Raw genomic sequence first — 23691 nt, 5'->3', positions numbered from 1 at the left:
ACAGAGAAGTTAAGCCCATTTGCGCCGATGGTACTGCATTGTGGGAGAGTAGGTCGTCGCCTTTTTAGAGAACCCTTCATATTTATTTATGAAGGGTTTTTTTTGTGCCCAAAAATTAAAGTAATCAGGCGCAAGGGAAAAGGTCATACCGGAGTTATAAACTAAGAATATATAAATATGCTAATCGTTAGTTAGGATTATCATATTTAAATTATACAAGCTTAAAACTTAAACATTAATTTTAAACAATAGATTTGTTTAACGTACTTTGTTTTTTTCGATTTTAGACTTATCTAAAGCTGTCTTTCAAAAACTAAATTTTGATTAATGTAATTCTTAGATTTTAAATTATTTGATAAGGAGTTGTTATATGGTATCTAAAAGTGTATTAGTTATATCTGAAAGTGTTTCAACTTTATCTTTTTTTGAAGTGTGCTGATGTTTATTGTAACTTCTTAGATGGTTCAGGGTAATGAAGTAATATAAGTTGGTAGTATTTTCTTAACTATAGTGAATCAATTGGTTATTATAAGTAAATTGTTTATTAAGTATTTTAGTAATTGTATAACTTGTTCTAAGTCTAATATTCATATATAATACTTTCGTTTTAGATAGTATTTATATATCTTGATACATTATGATTAAATAAGAGAATGAGCGAGAATAAAGAATTAGATTTAGCTAATAATTTTGTCAATAATACCAATAGAAATATTTTCCTAACCGGTAAAGCTGGTACAGGTAAAACTACGTTTCTTCATAAATTAAAAATGAATTCCCTAAAAAGGATAGTTATAGTCGCTCCAACAGGTGTTGCTGCTATTAATGCAAAAGGGGTTACAATCCATTCATTCTTTCAACTTCCATTCGGACCCATATTGCCAAATGATGATTTAAACTCTAGTGGTGGATTTAATAGGAAATTTGGTAAAACTAAAATCAATATTATTAAGTCATTGGACTTATTGATTATAGACGAAATCAGTATGGTAAGAGCAGATGTGCTTGATGGTATGGATAAGACACTACGTCGTTATAGAAATAAAAATCTAGTTTTTGGAGGCGTCCAAGTATTAATGATTGGTGATTTACAACAATTATCTCCTGTTGTAAAAGATAATGAATGGCACTTACTTAAACCTTTTTATAATAACGCCTTCTTTTTTAGTAGTCATGCCTATCAACAATGTAATCCGATTTCTGTTGAATTAAAACATATTTATAGACAGGACAACCCTTTATTCATTAATATATTAAACGAAATTAGAACTAATTCGCTTTCCCTTGAGTCTGCAAATGAGTTAAATAGAAGGTATAAGCCTGATTTTGAACCTAAGGAAGATGATGGGTATATTTCATTAACCACACATAATAACAAGGCAGAATACACGAATAAGGCTAAACTTGAGAAGCTAAAAGGTAGATCTAAGACATATAATGCAAAAGTAGAGGGTAAGTTTCCTGAGTTTTCTTATCCTAATAAAGAATCGCTTGTACTTAAAGTCGGATCTCAAGTCATGTTTGTTAAAAATGATAGTTCTGCAGACAAGCGTTATTTTAATGGAAAGATAGGTAAAGTTATATTACTCGATAAAGATGAAGTTGTTGTTAAATGTCCAGATGACGAATTTAATATAATAACTAAACCAGAGGTTTGGGAAAATATAAATTATGCTGTGGACAAGGATACTAAGGCTATTTCTGAAAACAAAATTGGTTCCTTCACTCAGATTCCCTTGCGCTTGGCTTGGTCAATAACTATCCATAAGAGCCAAGGTCTTACTTTTGATAAGGCAATCATTGATTCTGAAGGAGCATTTGCACATGGCCAGACTTATGTCGCTTTAAGTAGATGTAAATCTTTAGAAGGATTAGTTTTGAAAAGCAAGATTAATTCTAGTCAAATTATAAGTGATACTAATGTTATCAACTTTAATCTTGAAGCAGAAAAAAATCAACCAGACGAGAGTATACTTCAACAATCTAAAACACATTTTCAATTAAGTTTAATCTCTGAGATTTTTGATTTTTATCAATTTTTATATCCGACTAATAGACTTTTGGATATCTATTATAAAAATAGAGGAAGTTTTCAGGGTAATATTGAAACTCCTTTAACTACCATTAAAGATTGTGTAGCTTCTTTATTAAAAGTTGCGAATGCTTTTAGAGCTCAGTTATTAGAGATTTCTGAAGGATCAACTACTCCAGAAACTAGTGATGAAATACAAGCAAGATTTATAAAAGCACTAGCGTATTACAAACAGCAACTGGATACTAATATAGTTGAAGTTTATAAAACCTTTAATTTCACCACTGATAATAAAACATTAGACACGGATTTTAATAAACAATTAGATACTTTAGAAGAGTTAATAGGTGTTAAACAGTTATATTTTTCTAATTTGGATTCAGGGTTTTCAATTAAATTATTTTTAGAATTACGCGCTAAATCCGTGTTTCTGACAAAGGAAAAACCTAAAACGCCAAGGAAGACAGTTATAGATGGCACCACTAATGTTGAATTATTTGAACTATTAAGAGCGTTAAGAAATACAATTGCCGAACGAGAAGATTTGGTTCATTTTCAAATATTCACTCAAAAGTCATTGTATGAAATGTGTGAAACATTGCCAACTAACCAAACAGAATTATTAAATGTCAATGGTTTTGGTAAAACACGTGTTTCCAAATATGGTGATGAGATTATAAAAATAATTAGAGAGTATTGCGAGGAGAATGACATCGAGATGTCTAATGGTAAAGCGATTTTTGAGGAAGCCAAACCAAAACGTAAAAAGGGAGATACAAAAGAAACCTCTTTACAAATTTTTAAAGCAGGTAAATCGATAGATCAAATAGCTTTTGAGCGTGATTTAAACGTTAATACTATCTTTGGGCACCTTGCAAGTTTTATACCTTCAGGTGAAGTTAAAATTACAGATTTGATTTCTGAAAAGCATTATAAAGAATTGAAAGCATTAATCCCTAAACATACTTTTGAAAATCTTTCAGATTTAAAATCTCAAATAGATGACAAGTATAGTTATGGAGAGATTAGATTAGTTTTAGATGATATAACTTAGTAATAAAAAAGGCTTTAAAATTAATTTTAAAGCCTTTTTTATATTAATGTATTCAGGTATTATCCCTTAATAACTCCTCTTGAAATTACTATTTTTTGAATTTCTGAAGTTCCTTCATATATCTGTGTGATTTTAGCATCTCGCATCATACGTTCTACATGGTATTCTTTTACAAAACCATTACCACCATGTATTTGAACAGCTTCTACAGTTTGTTCCATTGCTACTTTACTAGCATATAATTTAGCCATTGCGCTTGACATATCGTAATTATTACCTTGGTCTTTATCCCAAGCAGCTTTCATTACTAACATACGTGCAGCTTCAATTTCTGTATACATATCAGCTAGTTTAAACGCGATAGCTTGGTGATTACAGATTTCTGTACCAAATGCCTTACGTTCTTTACTATATTTTAAAGCCAACTCATAAGCACCTGCAGCAATACCTAATGCTTGAGCAGCAATACCAATACGACCACCAGATAAAGTTTTCATTGCAAACTTAAACCCAAATCCGTCTTCACCTATACGGTTTTCTTTTGGTACTTTAACGTCGTTAAATTGTAAAGTATGCGTATCACTTCCTCTAATCCCTAATTTATCTTCCTTTGGACCAATATCAAAACCAGGTGTTCCTTTTTCAACTATAAAAGCATTAATACCTTTATGTCCTTTATCTCTATCCGTTTGTGCAATTACTAAATACACATCACTACGACCACCATTTGTTATCCAGTTTTTAGTACCATTAATAACATAATGATCTCCTTTATCAATAGCAGTTGTTTTTTGTGATGTAGCATCACTACCAGCTTCTGGCTCGCTTAAACAAAAAGCACCAATTGATTCTCCTGTTGCAAGTTTTGTTAAATACTTTTGCTTTTGTGCTTCACTACCGTAAGCTTCAAGTCCGTAACAAACTAAAGAGTTGTTTACAGAAACCATAACAGAAGCAGAAGCATCAATTTTTGATAATTCTTCCATAATTAATACGTAAGAAATAGCATCCATACCACTTCCTCCATATTTTGGGTCTACCATAATACCCATAAAACCAAGTGCTCCCATTTTACGGACTAGTTCATCTGGAAACGTTTGAGCGTTATCACGTTCAATAACTCCTGGTAATAATTCTGTTTGTGCAAAATCGCGAGCAGCATCGCGAATCATGATATGCTCTTCAGTAAGGCTAAAATCCATAATTTATGTAAGATTGTTGATTTAATAAAATTTGGATACAAAGATAAGTTTTTCTTAGCATATTTTCAATCGTTATAGTTATTTTTACATTATATGATAAAAGACAATTATACAGTGATTGGCGTGATGTCAGGAACGTCTTTGGATGGTATTGACCTTGCTTTGATTTCATTTAAAAAAGGTACTAATTGGAGCTTTAAAATTGAAAAAGCTCAGACAATAGCGTACCCTAAAACTTGGCTAAATAGGCTTAAAAATTTAATAAATTTAGCTACTTCTGATTTAAGCGAGTTAGATGAAGAGTATACTATCTTTTTGGCTTCTGTTATCAACAATTTTATAAAAACTAATAACATTAGTAATATTGATGCAGTTTGCTCTCATGGTCATACAGCACTGCACAGACCAGAATTAGGCTATACTTTACAGATAGGTAATTTATCACCATTATCAAATTTAATTCAACAGACTGTAGTGTGTGATTTTAGAATTCAAGATGTTGAATTAGGTGGTCAAGGTGCACCATTAGTTCCGATTGGTGACCAATTGTTGTTCCCTGAATTTAATTGGTGTTTAAATTTAGGAGGATTTGCTAATATTTCTTCTGAGGAAAATGATTACAGAATAGCTTTTGATATTTGTCCTGTAAATATTGTCCTAAATAAATATGTAGGCGTATTAGGTTTTGATTTTGATGATAAAGGTATACTTGCTAGACAAGGTAATTTTCATCACAAATTATTTAATCAGCTAAATCAATTAGCTTTTTATCATGAAAAAGCTCCTAAATCATTAGGGTTGGAGTGGGTAAAGACTAATATTTTTCCAATAGTTGATAGTTTTAATTTACCAATCAATGATGTATTACATACGTATGTAAAACATATAGCATTTCAGATAGCTAAAGTTATAAATCAAAAACAAGATACGTTGGTTTTAGCAACAGGAGGAGGCGTGTTTAATGATTTTTTACTTGAAGAAATAACTAAATTAACATCAAATCAAATAATAATACCTTCAAAAAACATTATAGAATTTAAAGAAGCCTTAATTTTTGGCTTCTTAGGTATATTAAAATTACGAGGAGAAAACAATTGTCTAAAATCAGTGACAGGAGCTTTAAAAGATCATTCGTCAGGGAAAATATTCAATATAAAAAAATAAATAATAGTGATAAATTATTGCAAGAGGCCAAGTTAATAATTATTAACAATAATTTATTATAATAAAAATGACCAGACTATTAAAAGCCATTTTTTGTTTTTTTATATTTGTTAAATTAATTAATCTAACACTTCGTAAGATGAATCAACTTTAGCTACTTTAAATGTTAATCCAGAGAGAAAAATATTAAAGTTGAAACCAAAAATCAAACATGAAAGACTTATTAAAAATTTACGAAAATAAAGAACCAGAAATAGTATTTAATTGGAAAGATTCTGAAACAGAAGCAGAAGGCTGGACAGTTATAAACTCCTTAAGAGGTGGAGCTGCAGGTGGTGGTACCAGAATGAGAAAAGGATTGGATATGAACGAGGTTTTATCCCTTGCCAAAACAATGGAAGTAAAATTTACAGTATCTGGACCAGCAATTGGTGGTGCAAAATCAGGAATTAACTTTGATCCTAAAGATCCAAGAAAACGTGGCGTTTTAGAACGTTGGTATAAAGCAGTATCACCTTTATTAAAAAGTTATTATGGTACAGGAGGAGATTTAAACGTAGACGAAATCCATGAAGTAATTCCAATTACAGAAGATTCAGGTGTTTGGCATCCACAAGAAGGTGTATTTAATGGACACTTCAAACCAACAGAAGCAGATAAAATTAACCGTATTGGTCAATTACGCCAAGGTGTAATCAAGGTTTTAGAAAACACTAACTTCTCACCAGATGTTTCAAAAAAATATACTGTAGCTGACATGATTACAGGTTATGGTGTGGCAGAAGCTGTCAGACATTATTATGACATTTATGGCGGAAGTGTAAAGGGTAAACGTGCAGTTGTACAAGGTTTTGGAAACGTTGGATCAGCAGCAGCTTTTTACTTAGCACAAATGGGAGCTAAAATTGTTGGAATTATAGATATTTCTGGTGGAGTAATTAATGAAGAAGGTTTTTCTTTTGAAGAAATAAAAGACTTTTTCTTAACTAAAAACGGAAATACATTAGCAACGGACAACATGATACCTTTTGCTGAAATGAATGAGCGCATTTGGTCTTTAGAAACTGAGATTTTTGCACCATGTGCTGCATCAAGATTAATTACACAAGATCAAATTGATCAAATGATTAATACAGGTTTAGAGGTTGTATCTTGTGGTGCAAATGTACCTTTTGCAGACAAAGAAATTTTCTTTGGATCTATCATGGAACAAACAGATGAGCGTGTAAGTTTAATACCAGATTTTATCTCTAACTGTGGTATGGCACGTGTATTTGCTTATTTTATGGAACGTAAAGTGCAAATGACAGATGAAGCTATTTTTAATGATACATCTGATATTATTAAAAAAGCAATCGAAAACGTACATACAAAAAACGCTTCTAAAAAAGAAATTAGTAAAACTGCTTTTGAAATAGCATTAAAACAATTAGTATAATATGGAATCAGTAATAATTTTAGTATTTGTTATAGGCTATTTAGCTATAACATTAGAGCATAATATAAAGATTGATAAGTTAATTCCTGCTTTAGTCATGATGGCTATAAGTTGGGCGTTAATTTCATTAGGATTAGACTCTTTTACAGAGTGGTTTGATTCTGCCAATCATGGTCTGGTAGAAGGATATGCTTCATTAGGACATGAAACCAAGATGCACTTAATGGAAGAAACATTGCTTCACCATTTAGGTAAAACAGCAGAGATTTTAGTATTCCTTTTAGGAGCTATGACAATCGTAGAGATTATTGATTATTTTGATGGATTTTCTACTATTAAAAGCTTTATCAAAACAAAAAAGAAAACCAAAATATTATGGATTTTTGCCTTCTTAGCGTTTATACTTTCTGCTATAATAGATAACTTAACTGCAACTATTGTATTGATTTCTATCTTACAAAAAATTGTTAATGACAGAAATGTACGTATTTGGTTTGCAGGTTTAATTATTATTGCTGCTAATGCAGGTGGTGCATGGTCACCAATTGGAGATGTTACAACGACTATGTTATGGATTGGTAAAAAAGTTACCACAGGACATTTAGTTGGATACTTACTATTACCATCTTTAATATGTATGCTAGTACCTACTTTTATAGCTTCTTTTTTACCAGCTTTTAAAGGTGATTTAGCGGTTGAGGAAGTAGTAGAAGAAAAGCCGAAAAGCAGATTTAGTGGTACAATGTTATACCTTGGTTTAGGTGCAATTGTATTTGTTCCAATATTTAAAACAGTAACACATTTACCTCCTTATGTTGGTATGATGTTAGCTTTAGGTGTGGTAGCAATTTTTGCAGAAATTTATAGTTCTGCTAAATTTAGTTTATCTAACCATGATTCAGAAGAAAGTGATGCGCACGCACACCATAGTCCTGTACACCATTCATTATCAAAAATTGAGTTACCAAGTATCTTATTTTTCTTAGGGATTTTAATGGCTGTAGCAGCTTTAGAGTCTTTAGGTATTTTATTTGGATTTGCATCTACTTTACAAGATAGTATGCCAATGATGGGAACAGAGTTACATCATGAAGGTGTTTCGGATTTAGTAATTATTTTATTAGGTATTGGATCTGCAGTTATTGATAATGTACCATTAGTAGCAGCTAGTTTAGGTATGTTTTCTCAGCCTATTGACAACGAGCTTTGGCACTTTATTGCTTATTCAGCAGGTACAGGAGGAAGTATGTTAATCATTGGATCTGCAGCAGGAGTTGTTGCAATGGGAATGGAGAAAATTGATTTTTTCTGGTATTTCAAAAAAATCTCTTGGTTGGCTTTGGCTGGATTTTTAGCAGGAACAATAGTATTTTTCTGGACCAGAACTTTATTTTAATATATACTCAAAACAAAAATCTAACGTTATACACGTATCTAATTTTATAATATGCTAAGCAAATTAATTCAAGACACTGCTCAAGCGGTAGATCCATTAGTAGAAGGAGAACCAGTTGAGAAAACTTTATCAATAATAGAACTGATTACAACAGGAGGTACAGCTGGAATTGTAATTATTAGTTTATTGATGTTAATGTTGATATTGACATTATATATTTATTTTGAAAGAATATTATCTATAAAAGAAGCTTCTAAAGTAGATTCAAATTTCATGAATCAAATTAAAGACTATGTTAGTAATGGTAAGATAGAATCTGCTCAAAACTTATGTAGTACTGTAGACTCTCCAGTGTCTAGATTAATTAGTAAAGGGATTTCTAGAATAGGAAAACCTTTAGAGGATATTAATACAGCAATAGAAAACGCAGGACGTTTAGAGATTTATAGCTTAGAAAAAAACGTTAGTGTGTTAGCTACCATATCTGGAGCAGCACCAATGATTGGGTTTCTTGGAACAGTAATAGGAATGATTTTATCAATCTTTGAAATTGCAAATTCAGGAGGATCAATAGATATTAAAACGTTAGCAGACGGACTTTATACAGCAATGACCACCACTGTTGGTGGTCTAATTGTTGGTATTGTAGCTTACGTTGCATATAACCACTTAGTTGTAAAAACAGATAAAGTGGTGTATCAAATGGAAGCAAACTCGCTTGAATTTTTAGATTTATTAAACGAACCTAGCTAATATGCGATTAAGAGGAAGAAATAAAGTTACACCAGAATTTAACATGTCGTCTATGACAGACATTGTTTTTCTGTTGCTTATCTTTTTTATGATTGCATCAACGTTAGTGTCCGCAGAAGCTATAGACTTATTATTACCAAAATCTACTAGTAAAACTACACAAACTAAAAATGTATCTGTAAGTGTTGACAAAAACGTCAATTATTATGTAGATATGAAACAGGTCTCTAAAGACCAATTAGAGGCAGAAGTTTTAGCTAAAGTTGGTAATGTAGAGTCTCCGACAATTACAATTAGATCTGATGAAAGTGTAGAGATGCAACACGTTGTTTATATTATGGATATAGCAAACCGAAACAAGATTAAATCCACATTGGCAGTAAAAGCACAATAATAATGAAGTACCTTCAAACCAAACACGAACGCAATTCAGCAAAAATCACAGCATTAATTACGCTGATATTGGTATTGCTACTTTTTGTGGTTGGTCAAAATTATATGGATCCACCAGAAGAGTTTGGAGTAGCTATTAATTTTGGAGGATCGTCAGGTGGTGGTGGAGGTGCACCTGCACAAGCTGCAGCACCAACCGAAACTAAACCAGAAGAAACAAAGCCTGAGGTAGAACAACAACAAGAGGCTGCAGCAGCAGCTTCAAAAGAAAACGTTTTAACCCAAGACGATGAAGAAGCGGTTTTAATTAAAAAACAACAAGAACAGGCTAAAAAAGAAAGTGATGCAATAGCCAAAGCTAAAGCAGATAAATTAGCACAAGAAAAAGCAGCTAAGGCAGCAAAAGCAGCAGCAGATGCTGCAGAAAAAAAGCGACAGGACGATATTAAAAAAGCTAATGATGCTTTAATTAACGGAATAAGTAATTCTGAAAATCCTTCAGATTCCAATAATGATGGTTCAGGTAATGGACCAGGAAATGGATCTGGTACAGGTAACGCTTATGGACCTAGTAATTTTGGTGGTTCTGGTCAAGGAAACGGAAATGGAGATGGTGTAGGTTATGGTCTGAATGGAAGAGGTCGTCCTACCAATCAAATTTTTAGACAAGATTGCAACGAGGCTGGATTAGTGGTTGTTAGAATTGAAGTGGATCGTTCTGGTAAAGTAGTAAAAGCTGAGCCAGGAGTAAAAGGAACAAAAAATACTGCTGAGTGTTTATTGATTCCTGCTAAAAAAATTGCAGAATCCCACAAATGGAAAGCAGACCCTAAAGCTCCAGAGCGTCAAATTGGTTATGTTAGTATCAATTTTAAATTAGGTCAATAAAAATCATGACTTATTTAGAGACCGTAAACTGGATGTTCTCTCAACTTCCAATGTATCAAAAACAAGGTCAGACTGCTTTTAAAAAAGACTTAACTAATACCATAAATGTAGCTAGACATCTTAAAAATCCACAGCATAAATTTAAATCTATACATGTAGCAGGAACCAATGGTAAAGGCTCTAGTAGTCATATGTTGGCGTCTATTTTACAAGAAGCAGGATATAAAGTAGGTTTGTATACTTCTCCGCATTTAAAAGATTTTAGAGAGCGTATTAAAATTAATGGTAAAGTAGTTGGTAAACCCTTTGTAATTGATTTTATAAAACGAAACAAAACGTTTTTAGATGCTAATAAATTGTCTTTTTTTGAAATGACAGTTGGTATGGCATTTGACTATTTTGCTAAACAAAAAGTAGATATTGCTGTTATTGAGGTTGGATTAGGTGGTCGTTTAGATTCGACAAACATTATAACACCAGAAGTGTCTTTAATTACTAATATAGGTTTTGACCACGTTCAATTTTTAGGTAACACCTTACCATTAATTGCGTCAGAAAAAGCGGGAATAATTAAACCTAATATTCCTGTTGTTATTAGTGAAACGCAACCTGAGACTCAGTCTGTTTTTACCGCTTTCGCTGAAAAGAATAATAGCCCAATACATTTTGCAGATCAAATTGAAAATGAAGCTTTAGCAACTGACCTAAAAGGGAGTTATCAATCTAAAAATGTTAAGGGCGTTATACAAACCATAAAGCAATTACAGCAAAAAGGATTTGTAATTACTGACCAAAACATTAAAACAGGACTACTCAATACTGTTAAAAACACAGATTTAAAAGGTCGTTGGCAGACGTTAGGAACTAATCCCAAAGTAATCTGTGATACTGCACATAATAAGGAAGGCTTAACAATAGCAATGCAGCAATTACTTCAAGAAAATTTTCAACAACTACATATTGTTTTTGGTGTTGTAAATGATAAAGATGTAGTATCCATATTGCCTTTATTACCTAAAAAGGCAACCTACTACTTTTGCAAACCAAATGTGCCAAGAGGTTTGGATCAAAATATTTTGTCCACACTTTTTCAGGATAATGGTTTTAGTGGCAACTCCTATGCTTCGGTTAATGAGGCTTACAAAATGGCACTTAAAGCAGCTTCGGTTGATGATGTTATCTACATTGGAGGAAGTACTTTTGTGGTTGCCGAAGTGGTTTAATTTCATATAAATTGTATCTTACACATTCATCTAATTCCTCTTAAAATGTTAGAAATTATTAATCAAGTATTTTCTATTCAACTTAAAAGCAATAAAGAAAATTTAACGCTTTTTAATAGAAATATTGATAGAATTAATCATGAACTTGAATCTTTAGGATATCATGTTATTAATCCCATTGGTCAAACCTATCGAAACGAAATGACTGATGTCGAAGCTAATATTACAGGAGATTTTAATGAACAAATGAAAATTGTTAAAGTACTTAAACCTGTAGTCTATAAAAAGACAAATGACCAAAATACTTTAGTACAAAAGGGAATTGTAATTGTAGAATAAGCACCAATGAAGACTATTAATTTTGCTATAGATTTAGGTACCACAAACAGTTTAATTGCTAATTATAACAATGGAGCTGTTAAGATATATAATAACCCATTGGGTTTAAAACAGACATTGCCTTCTTGTGTTGCCTTTAGAGGAAATCGTACCATTATTGGCGATAAAGCTCTAGATTATTTAGAAAAAGATGCCGAAAACGTTTGCATGCTTTTTAAACGTAAAATGGGAACTCAGGAAACTTACTTTATACCTTCAATTAATAAAGAGGTTAGTCCAATCGAGTTGTCTTCGTTATTATTAAAAGAACTTAGAAACTTTGTTTTGGATGATGTACAACTGCAATCTGCAGTAATCACAATTCCTGCATCTTTTGACACAATCCAATCCAATGCAACCAAAAAAGCTGGATACTTAGCAGGATTTAAAGAAGTTGTTTTATTACAAGAACCTATTGCTGCGTGTTTAGCATTTGCAAATCAATCCAATTTGGACATTCAATCGTCTAAAAATTGGATAGTTTATGATTTTGGAGGAGGTACATTTGATGTAGCTTTAGTTGAAGTCAATGACAGAGAATTAAAGGTTATTGACAATGAAGGTGATAATTTTTTGGGTGGTGCAGATTTTGATAATCTTATTGTCGAAAAAATTATTATTCCCAAAATAGAAGCTAAAACAAATATTACAAATCTGTTTAAAGCAATTAAATCCAAGTCAAGTCAATACAAAGGTCTATATTTTGAATTACTTAAAAAAGCAGAAGAAGCTAAAAAAGAACTATCGGTTTATCCTGAAACAGAAATCGAGTTAGATATAGATATAAATAATGATAATTTATTTGAACAAATAATTATTACAAGAGCAGAATTTGAAGCTGTAATTTCACCTAAAGTAGAGCAAACTATAACGTTTATTAAAAAAGTGATTTCTCAGAATCAACTTTTGAATGCTCAAATAGAACGTTTAATATTAATAGGAGGTAGTACTTATGTGCCATTAATAAAACAACGTATTAAGGAAGAAACAGGAATACTTGTTGACTCTAGTATTGATCCAACATCTGCAGTGGTTTATGGTGCAGCTTATTTTGCTGGATCTAAACCAACTACTATAAAAGAGGCAGACGCAGTTGTACAAGAAGTTGAAGTTGATACAGTGGAGACTCAACTTTTTTATGAACAAAATACTAGAGATTTAGAAGAGTTAATTACTTGTAAAGTGGCTAGTGATAATTTTAATTTTAGAATTACAAGGGTTGATGGTGGTTATGATTCTGGGATTAAGACTATTGTAAATAATGGGTTTTCTGAGTTTGTCCCATTACTAAAAGGACAATTAAACCGGTTTAAAATCCAAGTGTTAGATCAGGATTTAAATGTTGTAAAAACTATTAGTACTGTGGCTATTAATCAAGGTAGTTACAATGTTTTAGGTCAACCATTACCTATTGATATTTGTATGGAAATAGACGATATTGATGCATCAACTACACGTTTGGAACAAATATTTAGAAAAGGAAGCATTTTACCTTTAAAGAAAAAAATATATAAAACAGCCTCTAAAACCATACTTAGAAATACTGATGATAATTTAATAATCAATATTGTGGAAGGTCAATCCAATGGATTACCTAGTTCTGGATTAAGCATTGGTTATATCGAGTTTTCGGGTAAAGAGTTGGAAGATGATTTAATTAAAGGTACAGATATAGAGATTGAATTAGAAGTAACCGAGTCCAGAGACTTAAAAATAAATGTTTATTTACAAGCTTGCGATCAAGAATTTAAAAATGTATTTAGCCAGTCAGAACGTGCTATAAGTATTAGTAAGATTAACATGGAAATAAATGCAGTATTGTCTGAGGTAGAACATTTGATAACAGAGCAAGTCGAAAATGAAAATTTTGAATATTCTAATACTTTAGAACAAATACGAGTTGGTTTAATTGAAATACAGATTGAAACCACGTTGCTTGATGATAATGATGTGTCTGATCAAAAATATCAACTGGATGATAAAAAGCGAAAGTTAATTCAAGCGTTTGATACTTTAACAAGAAACAAAGTTATAGCTTTAGAAATAGAAGAGTATAAGTTGTCTAAAGAAGGTATAGAGTGGGAAATTAATAAAGACGAAAACGAGAAATACAGACCCAAATATCTTAAAGTTATAGCTAATGAAAAGGAGGTTGTTAACTCTGGAGATAAATATTTGCTTAGAGCCAAAATTAAAGAACTTGATGTTTTATATAATTCTATAATTCAATCTAGCGATGAAAACTTTATTGGTTATTATTTAGGATTAAAGTATAGCTCAGAATTTGAAAACAAGAAAAAAGCAGTGCAGTTAATTAAGGAAGGTGATCAAGTACTAGAGCGTAAGGATTATACGTCATTAAAACACATAGTTTATGCACTGTATGCTTTACTTCCAGATAGAGAAAAGGATAAACAAAAACTATTTAAAGACGATAGCAAAACAGGGTTGCGTTAGTTGTGTTTTTTCTTGTACCAATTAGTGTAAATTTTATCAATATTAATACCATTTAAATTAATGTTCTTGCTGTCAATTACATCTAATTTACTGGTGTCTTTTATTTTAATATCAGAATTAATTACACTTTTTTCGTAAATACTTAACTTATAAGGAAGCACGTTAATTTCATGATTTAATTTTGGTCCAATAGTTTTGACGACATAAAGTTTAGATAATTCCGCATCATTTTTAAAATGAGAAAAGTTATCGACTACAAATCCATTTCCAGTATAAAATAGTAATGAATCTTCAGGTTTTAAATTAATGTAAATTTTTTCGTCTTTTGGTATGTAAATCGATTGATCAATCCCTTTTTGAAGTTTAAATACTATTAAATCTTTACTACTGCTGTTTCTAACCAAGCTGTATTCGGTATTATTTGCTACACCATAACGATAAGCTTCAATCTTATTAAAGGTTTTAGGATATGGGTTCGTAAATTCATTTAATTTACTAGGTGTACTATTGTCTATTTCTGGTTCTTTTCTATTAGTTTTTAATTTCAAAGAATAAATAAATCTAGTATGATCTTTTGCTTTATGCTTACTATTACCATCAGGTAATGTTATCTTCTCACTACTAATTATAGGTTCATTGTTTATTTTTGTTTCAACTACATCCTGAGTTGCTAAGGTTTCTTTTAGTGGTAAGTCTATCTTTTTTTGATAGTCTTGACGCTGTTTAATTTTTCTAACAGCTTCAAATAATTCTTGATTATCAATATTAATGCGTGAATCATTTCGATTGGAGCTATTAATTCCTAATGAGGCAAGTCTAATAATAATAAGTATAAAGACTACAATGCTCCAAATTCCGACTGTTGTTCCAGATTTGGATTTACCAGTAGTCTTATAAGCATATGGTTTTGCAATTTCTGCATTAGAAGTTAATATATCCTTTAGCATATAACTTGATACCTCCAATACTCCAAAAGCAACCATCGTTTTAGCAGCAAAATTAAAGTTAGAATCATTTACATTTTTTCGTTTAGAATTGTAGGTATCTATGATTACTGAATTTAAGTCATTAACCTCCTCTGTAAACGAATTTGGATATTGACTCAAGCAATTTATAAAGTTTCTATTTGTAATGTATCCTACAGGAGTATGAGATAATTCTAATCGGTTATTTTGAATATAAACTGTAGCAAAATTTAGTTTAGCACTAAAAAAGTTGATAATAATTTGTTCAATCTCTTCAGTAAATAATTTATAGTTTTTTATAACATTGAACAGTAATATGTATTTGCCTTTATTTAGTGTTTCGGTTAAAAACGGTTTAAGATGCGCTCTAAAATATGGCGCTAAAAAATGTTTTAATTCATAAAGGTCTTCTATGTTATCCTCATAAAGATTAATCGAGCTTTGTGAAATGTTACTATAGTTTCCGCTAATTATTTGTTTTAACCAATCGTGTAGTTCAATAAAAATATGATGTTTTCTTATCGTTTCATCCTTAAGCTGATCAATTAATAGGGCTAATTCTCCAAGGTTACTTGTATTATTTAGTACAGCATTAGCTTTTAATTGCTTTTGTAGTCTAATTATTTTAGCGTCATCTAAGGTAATAATAGCATTAAAATCTATACCTAATTGATCGATTATAGAGATGTATTTCAAATTTGGAGTGTATTTGTTTCCAAAAATATTAAAATTTTTATAAAAAGTTATTTTGTTAGGGACTATATATTAATGAGTTAATTTTTAAATTTAAAAAATGTTGTTTTTTTTTGAATAAAAGGTTTTGAGATGTCAAAAACTAATGTATATTTGCACACCTAATAAATAGGGCGACTAGCTCAGTTGGTTCAGAGCACTTGGTTTACACCCAAGGGGTCAGGGGTTCGAATCCCTTGTCGCCCACAAAAAATCCAGAACTTAGTTTTGGATTTTTTTATGTTATTATTTGATATGGAATTTTGTTTTTAATCAAAATCTAACATATATTTGCAAACCTATTATTAGGGCGACTAGCTCAGTTGGTTCAGAGCACTTGGTTTACACCCAAGGGGTCAGGGGTTCGAATCCCTTGTCGCCCACAAAAAAATCCGAAACATTTGTTTCGGATTTTTTTATTTATAATAATTCTAATACGCGTTCCAAAGCCATTCCTCTAGAGCCTTTTATTAATAACGCACTGTCTTTAATTGTTTTGTAATTGTTTTTAAAATCTTCAAAGGATTTATATTGTTCTACATTGGTTTGATTTGATTTAGTTTTGTAAAAATTTTCACCAATTAAAATTACTTTATTAATATCTAAATCAGTTAATAGGTTTACTATATTTTGATGTTCTGCAGCAGCAGAAATCCCTAATTCAAACATGTCTCCTAATATTGCTATTTTGTTTTTAGCGTTATGGATGCTAAAGTTATTTAATGCCACGTCCATACTAGATGGATTAGCATTATAGGCATCTAGAATAATGGTGTTACTGTCTTTGTCAATTATTTGAGACCTATTATTTGTTGGCACATAGGTTTTAATTGCATTTTGTATTTGATGTATCGTCAACTTAAAATGTCTACCAATTGTACAAGCTGCACATAAATTAGTGTAATTGTATGTGCCTATTAAATTAGAGTTGATAACCTTGTCTTCTGTTTTAAACGAAACAAATGGATTGGTGTCTAATAAGGTGTAATTGTAATTGTTTGTTGTATTATCGTTGAAACCTATCTTATTATTATAAGTACCCAGTTTATCTTTTTGAATAGGGTCCTCAGCATTAAAAAATATTTGTTTGTTATTGCTTATCAAATACTCATACATTTCACTTTTACCTTCAATAACGCCATCAATTCCTCCAAAGCCTTCTAAGTGTGCTTTACCAAAGTTGGTAATGTATCCATAATCAGGTTTAGCTATGTTACATAAAAAAGCAATTTCTTTTTTATGATTTGCTCCCATTTCAACAATACCAATTTCAGTATTTTTATCCATTGATAGTAATGTTAAAGGTACACCAATTTGATTATTTAGGTTACCTATGGTTGCTGTAGTATTATATTTTTGAGATATTACTGCATTAATAAGCTCCTTGGTTGTTGTTTTTCCGTTACTTCCAGTTAAGGCAATGATTTTTAAACCTAGGAAATCCCTATGGTATGTGGCTAACTCTTGCAGTGTCTTTAGACTATTTTTTACTAAAATAGTATTATCTGTAGTCTTATACTTAGGGTCGTCTATAATAGCATATTTAGCGCCTTTATTTAAAGCTTCGGTTGCAAAGGTATTACCATTAAAATTTTCTCCGCTTAAAGCGAAAAACATACAATTATCTTTTACTTTTCTAGTGTCTGTACTTATGGATGTACAGGATAAAAAAAGTTGGTGTAATGCGTCTATTTTCATGAAATAAAAGTATAAAAAAAGTCCTAACAAATGTTAGGACTTTTTAATATATTAAAAATAATATTTTTAGTTTTTAGACTTACGTGTTCCTTTAGATTTAGAACCAACTCTAGACATTGCACATCTAAACCCAATATAGTCTGTTGCCATATTTTGTGGGTAATAACGTCTTTGTGCAGGATCTAACCAGTATTCTCTATCTTTCCATGATCCTCCTTTGTAAACTCTTACCTCATCGTTTATTAAAGAGGTACGTTTGTTAGATTTGTCATACTCTCTGATCATATTTCCTGAAGAATCCATTTCTATGTTATGCTTAGGTGCATTGTACATTTTACGTGTAGAAGCATCTTCGTTAGCTTCTCCTTCATCATCTCCAAATCTATCAGCGTAGTATCTTGAAGATTGTGAGTCACCATCTCTAAAGTTACGGTTGTCACTTCTATCAAAGTTCGTTCTTAAGTAAGTTTCTTCTTCGTCTATTGGTTGTGTAGCAATTTCTCCTGGTAAATCTCTAGGTACTACTTTTCCGTTTGGAAGTGTATCAAAAACAATTTCGTCGGTAGTTACAATTTTAACTGTACCATCATCGTTGATTGCATTTTTAGTATAAACGTTACCTCTATAATAGTTAAAGTCGTTAAACTCATCATCTACTATTGGTCTGTAAACATCGGCAACCCATTCTGCAACGTTTCCAGCCATATCATATAAACCGTAATCATTAGGAGCGTAAGATTTAACTTGAGCAGTAATATCTGCACCATCGTCAGACCATCCTGCAATTCCACCATAATCACCTTTACCTTGTTTAAAGTTGGCTAATTGGTCTCCTTTTATTTTACGACTTCCAGAACGAGTGTACTGTCCATCCCATGGATATTTTTTACGACCTCTGTAGACGTTGTAGCTTCTTATTTCTGATAATCCTAAAGCAGCATATTCCCATTCCGTTTCAGTAGGTAGTCTGTATTTAGGAGATATAATACCTGTTTCTCTTGATGCAAAAACATTAATTTCGTCACCTGCAGCATTAGTTTGAGGTTTAAGTTTTCCTCCTTTTATAATGTCTTCATTACCACCAAATGTTTGTGTTGGAGCATTGATGTAAGTATCTGTACTAAAATTAGCATCTGCAGTAGCTTCTAATTGGCTTCCTTGCTTTAAGTAACCATCTTGTTGTAAGTAAAGCTCATTTACACGATCAGTTCTCCAGTTAGCAAACTCAACAGCTTGAATCCAACTTACTCCAACCACAGGATATTCTCCGTAACCTGGATGACGTAAGTAGTTTTCTGTCATAACTTCATTGTAACCTAAGCGGTTTCTCCAAACTAACGTGTCAGGTAAAACACCATTGTAGATAGCTCTGAAATTTTCTTCTTCAGGTGGATATGTTCTTTTAATCCAGTCTAAATATTCTAAATACATTTTATTAGTTACTTCAGTTTCGTCCATATAAAAAGACTGAACGTGTTGTTGATTAGGAGTATTATTCCAATCATGCATAACGTCGTCTTGGACTCTACCCATTGTAAAAGTTCCACCTTCTACAAAAACTAATCCTGGAGCAGTTTCTTGTTCTTTAAATTTGGTATTGTATTGAAAACCACCATCTTTAGAGTTAATCTGCCATCCAGTAGCTCTTGAGGTATTACTACCGCTACCAGATCTTTTACAACCAACCAAGGTCAAAGAAATCGCTAAAACGAATAACAACCTTGATACAATTACTTTTTTCATATTCATGCGTTTATGTAAGCTAATAATGTTTTTTTGGAGTCGCAATATAATAATTAAACCCAACAAAACAACATAAAATGTTATTTTTGAGTAAAATTTAAATGCATTTCATCCTATTTTTTTACGTTACATCGATATTAAATTTGCTTTTAATCGATGTTTTGGAACTGTATAACGCAGGTTATTAAAAATTATTATCGTAATTTTGACTTGTTTTTATGAAATTATTAAGATTTAAGTAATATCATTTAAAATAAGACGTTATTAATGCAATGAAAAAGATTTTATTAGTACTACTAGTACTCTACCTAACGCCAATATTTTCACAAGAAAAAAAGTTTAACTTAGCATGGGATAATACCCAAACTTATGCTACAGATAGTTATTCTTTAAATATACCTACGTTTTCACCTTCTAAAAACTTCTCTTTTGATTTGTCAGAAGGTTTGCAGTTTGTTGAGCAATGGATTGTAAATGGTTTTGTTGCCGAAAACTCTATTGAAGTAACCAACGTTAATTATCTTCCTATTGCTAGAGAAGATTTAAAGGATGTTAACCTTTCCACAATACCAACAACATTACAATTTTCTTTAAAAAATGGAGCTGCTAGAACTACTAATTATGCTGTTTTTACTTTAAGTCCTATTGTAAGAGAAGGTAATAATTATAAGAAGGTAACTAGCTTTACTATTAAGTATAATAACGCAGCAACTAGTAATAGTAGCAGACTAAACAATTCTCAAGTTATCACAAATTCTGTTTTGAATAGTGGTGAATGGTATAAGTTTGAAATACCTAAAACTGGTGTTTTTAAGCTTTCAAAGTCGTTTTTAAATCAAATGGGAATTAACGTCTCTAGTTTTGATCCAAGAAATTTAAAAATTTATGGAAATGGAGGTATGATGATGCCTTTTTCAAATAGTGCTAATTTTCCTTTTGATCCCACTGAAAATGCTATTAAAGTAGTAGGTGAGGAAGATGGTGTTTTTAATGACAACGATTATGTGTTGTTTTATGCTGTCGGACCTTCTGCAAATGTTTCGGATAGTAACATTAATACTAATATTAATCCGTATACCAATAAAGCGGTTTACTATCTTAATATTAGTTCTGGACAAGGTAAAAGGATCCAAAATTTTAGTCAGGCAACAGGTACTCCGGATTTAGTAGTAAATACCTTTCAAGATTATAAGTTTCATGAAGTAGATGAAACGAATATAATTTTTGTTGGAAGACGATGGTTTGGTGAGCGTTTTGGAGTAGAAAACTCGCAATCCTTTAATTTTGATTTTCCTAATTTAGTAACCTCTGTTCCTGTAAGTTTAAAAGTGGTTACAGTGTCTACTTCATCTAGTGCCAGTGGTTTTGCTTTGAGTGTAAATAGTAATGCAGTTGGTAATATATCCATGAATGCGACTAGTCCAATAGATGGGGTTTATGTAACAGGAGGTTCTTATCAAGGGACAACATCTGTGGCTAGCAATAGTGTAAACGTTACTTTGGATTTTAATAATCAAGGAAACCCTAGTGCGACCTCCTATTTAGATTATGTTGCTGTAGAAGCTACAAGAGCTTTAACTTTTAGCGGAAAACAATTTGTATTTAAAAATAATCAAACAGCGTCAACTGCAGGTGTAGCCAATTATGTGGTTTCTAACGCAGCTCAGGTACAAGAGGTTTGGGATGTAACTAATTTATATGATGTTTCTTCAATAAGTAATTCTGCAGCAGCAGGTACAATTAGTTTTAACGTACCAATGGGTAGTTTAAAAAAGTTTGTGACTGTTAGTTCTCAGGATTATTTTGAACCAAATTTGGCAAGTAGCAGTAGAGTAAATAATCAAAATTTAAAAGGAACCATATTTTTAAATAATCAAGGTAGCTTTCAGGATGTTGACTATTTAATGCTGACCACCAGTTCTCATTTGTCTCAAGCACAACGATTGGCGCAAATTAACAGAGAGAAAAATAATCTTAATGTAAAGGTTGTAATATTAGACCAAATTTATAACGAGTTTTCTAATGGTAATCCAGATATAGCAGGTATCAGGAATTTTGTAAAATATGTTTATGATAATGCTAGTACGCCAAATAATCGCGTAAAGTATTTATGCATTTTTGGAGATTCTTCATTTGACTATAAGGGTAGAATATCCGATAACACGTATAATTTTCCAACTTGGAATGCTTACAGCAGTTTTAACTTGTCAAATTCATTTATATCGGATGACTTTTATGCTTATTTAGATGCAAATGAAGGTAATATTGATGCCTACAATAATTCCCATAAATTAGATGTAGCAGTAGGTAGGATAGTGGCAGATACACCGCAACGCGCTAAAGAAATGGTAGATAAAATTGAAGTCTATTATTCAAAAGGAGCCTTAGGTAGTTGGCGTAATAATTTTGTAGTAATATCTGATGATGTCGATGAGGCTTGGGAAGCAACATTACAAGAAACAACAGACGAGATTGCAGATGAAGTTGCACAATTTAAACCTTTTATAAATGTAACTAAAATACACACGGACTCCTACCAACAAGAAGCATCTGCTGGAGGAGATAGATATCCAGAAGTAACAGAAGCTATTACTAATGCTATCGAAAAAGGAGCCATCATGGTTAATTATTTTGGGCATGGAGGAGAAGACGGTTTGGCTTTTGAACGTATTTTTCAAAAAGATGATGCTGAAGCTTTAAATAACGATTGTAAGCTAAATCTATTTGTAACAGTAACTTGTGAGTTTACAAGGTTTGATAACCCTTTAAGGGTAACTGCAGGAGAGTTAATTTATTGGAATAAATCCGCTGGAGCAATTGCGTTAGTAACCACTACAAGACAGATTTTTGTAACGGTAGGAAAAGACTTTAATAAGATTTTAAAAGAGTATTTATTCTCATACAGTACATTAGATACATATAGTGATTACGAATATCCATCTGTTGCAGAAGCACTAAGATTAGCTAAAAATGATCCCAATTTTTCTAACTCTCAAAAAAACTTAGCATTTTGTATTGGTGATCCAGCTCTAAAATTAGCATTTCCAGATCCAAACATTACACTTACTAAAATTAACGATGTGCCAATCACTCAAGATACAGATGTATTACAAGCATTAAGTTATGCTAAATTAGCAGGAGAAGTAACAGATGTAAATGGTAATGTGTTAACTAATTATAATGGAATCTTAACAACGACCATTTTTGATAAAGAAATTGAAAGAGAAACATTAGCGAATGATAATACTTACAATAGCACATCGCTAATTAAGCTAAATTATAAAACATTGGGATCTATTGTTTTTAGAGGTCAAGCCACTATTACTAATGGACAATTTGAATTTGATTTTATAGTTCCTAAAGATATTGGTATTCCTGTAGGAACCGGTAAAGTTAGTTTTTATGCAACCCAAAATAATACGTTAAACGATAAATCAGGTGCTAGTATCGAAACCGTTAAAATCGGTGGTATTAATCCTGATGCAGCAGAGGATAATATTGGACCAGTTATTACGTTGTTTATGAATGATGAGGCTTTTGTTTCTGGAGGAATTACCAACGAGTCGCCAACACTTATAGCTAAATTTCAGGATGAAAACGGAATAAATACCGCAAGTGGAATTGGTCACGATATTGTAGCTTTATTGGATGGTGACGAGGTTAATCCATACGTTTTAAATGACTATTACTTAACAGATGTTGACGATTATACAAGAGGGTCTTTAGGGTTTCCTTTCAGGAATCTAGAGCCAGGTTTACATACATTATCACTTAAAGCTTGGGACGTATATAATAATTCAGCTACAGCTGAAATCCAATTTGTAGTGTACAATGAAAACGAAAGTTTAGTTATTAATAACGTATTAAACTATCCAAATCCATTTGTTAATTACACCGAGTTTTGGTTTAGTCATAACAGCTCAGAGGTTTTAGATATCTCTGTGCAAATATTTACTATATCTGGTAAATTAGTAAAAACGCTAAATGGTCAAACATCATTAGTAGGCGGTAAAACAGTAAAATCTACTTCTAGAGACATTATTTGGGATGGTCGTGACGATTTTGGAGACAAAATAGGAAAAGGGACCTATGTTTATAAACTAAAAGTCCATTCTAAAAGCACCAATAAATCAGTAGAAAAAATAGAGAAACTTGTAATCCTCTAATAAAAAATT

The 23691-nt window shown here is 31.6% G+C and carries 15 protein-coding genes and 2 tRNA genes; 13 read left to right on the top strand and 4 right to left on the bottom strand.

Annotated features, from left to right (window positions below):
- Positions 1 to 653 precede the first annotated feature (653 nt).
- A complete protein-coding gene (locus tag V6251_RS12095) occupies positions 654 to 3086 on the top strand; it encodes a helix-turn-helix domain-containing protein (RefSeq protein WP_341588412.1) in 2433 nt (810 codons plus the stop codon).
- A 59-nt stretch (positions 3087 to 3145) separates the two neighbouring features.
- On the opposite strand, the gene V6251_RS12090 is transcribed toward V6251_RS12095, so the two are convergent.
- Positions 3146 to 4288, bottom strand: coding sequence for an acyl-CoA dehydrogenase (locus tag V6251_RS12090; protein WP_028283790.1), 1143 nt, complete (start codon positions 4286 to 4288; stop codon positions 3146 to 3148).
- Between the two features lie 93 nt (positions 4289 to 4381).
- Between V6251_RS12090 and V6251_RS12085 the strand changes: the two genes are divergently transcribed.
- The 9 genes from V6251_RS12085 to V6251_RS12045 all read left to right on the top strand — a co-directional run bounded on the left by V6251_RS12085 (position 4382) and on the right by V6251_RS12045 (position 14378).
- Positions 4382 to 5452 (top strand): anhydro-N-acetylmuramic acid kinase, encoded by a 1071-nt coding sequence (locus V6251_RS12085; RefSeq protein WP_341588411.1) that lies wholly within the window; start codon positions 4382 to 4384, stop codon positions 5450 to 5452.
- Positions 5453 to 5663: 211 nt separating this feature from the next.
- Positions 5664 to 6890: a Glu/Leu/Phe/Val dehydrogenase dimerization domain-containing protein gene (locus V6251_RS12080; protein ID WP_341588410.1), complete on the top strand. Its 1227-nt coding sequence runs from the start codon at positions 5664 to 5666 to the stop codon at positions 6888 to 6890.
- A gap of 1 nt (position 6891) precedes the next feature.
- Complete coding sequence (gene nhaD / locus V6251_RS12075; RefSeq protein WP_341588409.1) at positions 6892 to 8286, top strand: sodium:proton antiporter NhaD; 1395 nt, start codon at positions 6892 to 6894, stop codon at positions 8284 to 8286.
- Between the two features lie 51 nt (positions 8287 to 8337).
- The gene (locus V6251_RS12070) at positions 8338 to 9039 is read left to right on the top strand and encodes a MotA/TolQ/ExbB proton channel family protein (RefSeq protein WP_028283794.1); all 702 of its coding nucleotides are present in this window, start codon (positions 8338 to 8340) and stop codon (positions 9037 to 9039) included.
- Position 9040: 1 nt separating this feature from the next.
- Entirely contained in the window at positions 9041 to 9433 is a 393-nt protein-coding gene (locus V6251_RS12065) for an ExbD/TolR family protein (protein WP_028283795.1), read from the top strand.
- Positions 9434 to 9435: 2 nt separating this feature from the next.
- Positions 9436 to 10320 (top strand): energy transducer TonB, encoded by an 885-nt coding sequence (locus tag V6251_RS12060; protein ID WP_341588408.1) that lies wholly within the window; start codon positions 9436 to 9438, stop codon positions 10318 to 10320.
- A gap of 5 nt (positions 10321 to 10325) precedes the next feature.
- Positions 10326 to 11543 (top strand): bifunctional folylpolyglutamate synthase/dihydrofolate synthase, encoded by a 1218-nt coding sequence (locus tag V6251_RS12055; protein ID WP_341588407.1) that lies wholly within the window; start codon positions 10326 to 10328, stop codon positions 11541 to 11543.
- A 45-nt stretch (positions 11544 to 11588) separates the two neighbouring features.
- Positions 11589 to 11882, top strand: a complete 294-nt coding sequence (locus V6251_RS12050) for a hypothetical protein (RefSeq protein ID WP_341588406.1) — start codon at positions 11589 to 11591, stop codon at positions 11880 to 11882.
- A gap of 6 nt (positions 11883 to 11888) precedes the next feature.
- Positions 11889 to 14378, top strand: coding sequence for an Hsp70 family protein (locus V6251_RS12045; RefSeq protein ID WP_341588405.1), 2490 nt, complete (start codon positions 11889 to 11891; stop codon positions 14376 to 14378).
- Here the strand turns inward: V6251_RS12045 and V6251_RS12040 are convergent.
- On the bottom strand, positions 14375 to 16039 hold the full coding sequence (locus tag V6251_RS12040) for a hypothetical protein (protein WP_341588404.1): 1665 nt from the start codon (positions 16037 to 16039) through the stop codon (positions 14375 to 14377). The genes V6251_RS12045 and V6251_RS12040 overlap by 4 nt on opposite strands.
- A gap of 168 nt (positions 16040 to 16207) precedes the next feature.
- On the opposite strand from V6251_RS12040, the gene V6251_RS12035 reads away from it, so the two are divergent.
- Positions 16208 to 16282 (top strand) — tRNA-Val (locus V6251_RS12035).
- Positions 16283 to 16383: 101 nt separating this feature from the next.
- Positions 16384 to 16458 (top strand) — tRNA-Val (locus V6251_RS12030).
- Between the two features lie 37 nt (positions 16459 to 16495).
- Here the strand turns inward: V6251_RS12030 and V6251_RS12025 are convergent.
- Together V6251_RS12025 and gldJ are read right to left on the bottom strand one after the other, a co-directional pair.
- Positions 16496 to 17773: a UDP-N-acetylmuramoyl-tripeptide--D-alanyl-D-alanine ligase gene (locus tag V6251_RS12025; protein WP_341588403.1), complete on the bottom strand. Its 1278-nt coding sequence runs from the start codon at positions 17771 to 17773 to the stop codon at positions 16496 to 16498.
- A 66-nt stretch (positions 17774 to 17839) separates the two neighbouring features.
- A complete protein-coding gene (gene gldJ, locus V6251_RS12020) occupies positions 17840 to 19522 on the bottom strand; it encodes a gliding motility lipoprotein GldJ (RefSeq protein ID WP_341588402.1) in 1683 nt (560 codons plus the stop codon).
- 266 nt (positions 19523 to 19788) lie between these two features.
- Between gldJ and porU the strand changes: the two genes are divergently transcribed.
- Positions 19789 to 23682, top strand: a complete 3894-nt coding sequence (gene porU, locus V6251_RS12015; RefSeq protein WP_341588401.1) for a type IX secretion system sortase PorU — start codon at positions 19789 to 19791, stop codon at positions 23680 to 23682.
- The last annotated feature ends 9 nt before the right edge of the window (positions 23683 to 23691 follow it).

Origin of the sequence: Olleya sp. Ti.3.14, assembly GCF_038154885.1 — a bacterium.
GTDB lineage: Bacteria > Bacteroidota > Bacteroidia > Flavobacteriales > Flavobacteriaceae > Olleya.
This window is presented reverse-complemented; position numbering and strand designations above follow the sequence as displayed.

Bases quoted from the DNA above. Each gene is read 5' to 3' on its own strand.
- V6251_RS12095 (WP_341588412.1), top strand. From the start codon at position 654: ATGAGCGAGAATAAAGAATTAGATTTAGCTAATAATTTTGTCAATAAT.
- V6251_RS12090 (WP_028283790.1), bottom strand. From the start codon at position 4,288: ATGGATTTTAGCCTTACTGAAGAGCATATCATGATTCGCGATGCTGCT.
- V6251_RS12085 (WP_341588411.1), top strand. From the start codon at position 4,382: ATGATAAAAGACAATTATACAGTGATTGGCGTGATGTCAGGAACGTCT.
- V6251_RS12080 (WP_341588410.1), top strand. From the start codon at position 5,664: ATGAAAGACTTATTAAAAATTTACGAAAATAAAGAACCAGAAATAGTA.
- nhaD (WP_341588409.1), top strand. From the start codon at position 6,892: ATGGAATCAGTAATAATTTTAGTATTTGTTATAGGCTATTTAGCTATA.
- V6251_RS12070 (WP_028283794.1), top strand. From the start codon at position 8,338: ATGCTAAGCAAATTAATTCAAGACACTGCTCAAGCGGTAGATCCATTA.
- V6251_RS12065 (WP_028283795.1), top strand. From the start codon at position 9,041: ATGCGATTAAGAGGAAGAAATAAAGTTACACCAGAATTTAACATGTCG.
- V6251_RS12060 (WP_341588408.1), top strand. From the start codon at position 9,436: ATGAAGTACCTTCAAACCAAACACGAACGCAATTCAGCAAAAATCACA.
- V6251_RS12055 (WP_341588407.1), top strand. From the start codon at position 10,326: ATGACTTATTTAGAGACCGTAAACTGGATGTTCTCTCAACTTCCAATG.
- V6251_RS12050 (WP_341588406.1), top strand. From the start codon at position 11,589: ATGTTAGAAATTATTAATCAAGTATTTTCTATTCAACTTAAAAGCAAT.
- V6251_RS12045 (WP_341588405.1), top strand. From the start codon at position 11,889: ATGAAGACTATTAATTTTGCTATAGATTTAGGTACCACAAACAGTTTA.
- V6251_RS12025 (WP_341588403.1), bottom strand. From the start codon at position 17,773: ATGAAAATAGACGCATTACACCAACTTTTTTTATCCTGTACATCCATA.
- gldJ (WP_341588402.1), bottom strand. From the start codon at position 19,522: ATGAATATGAAAAAAGTAATTGTATCAAGGTTGTTATTCGTTTTAGCG.
- porU (WP_341588401.1), top strand. From the start codon at position 19,789: ATGAAAAAGATTTTATTAGTACTACTAGTACTCTACCTAACGCCAATA.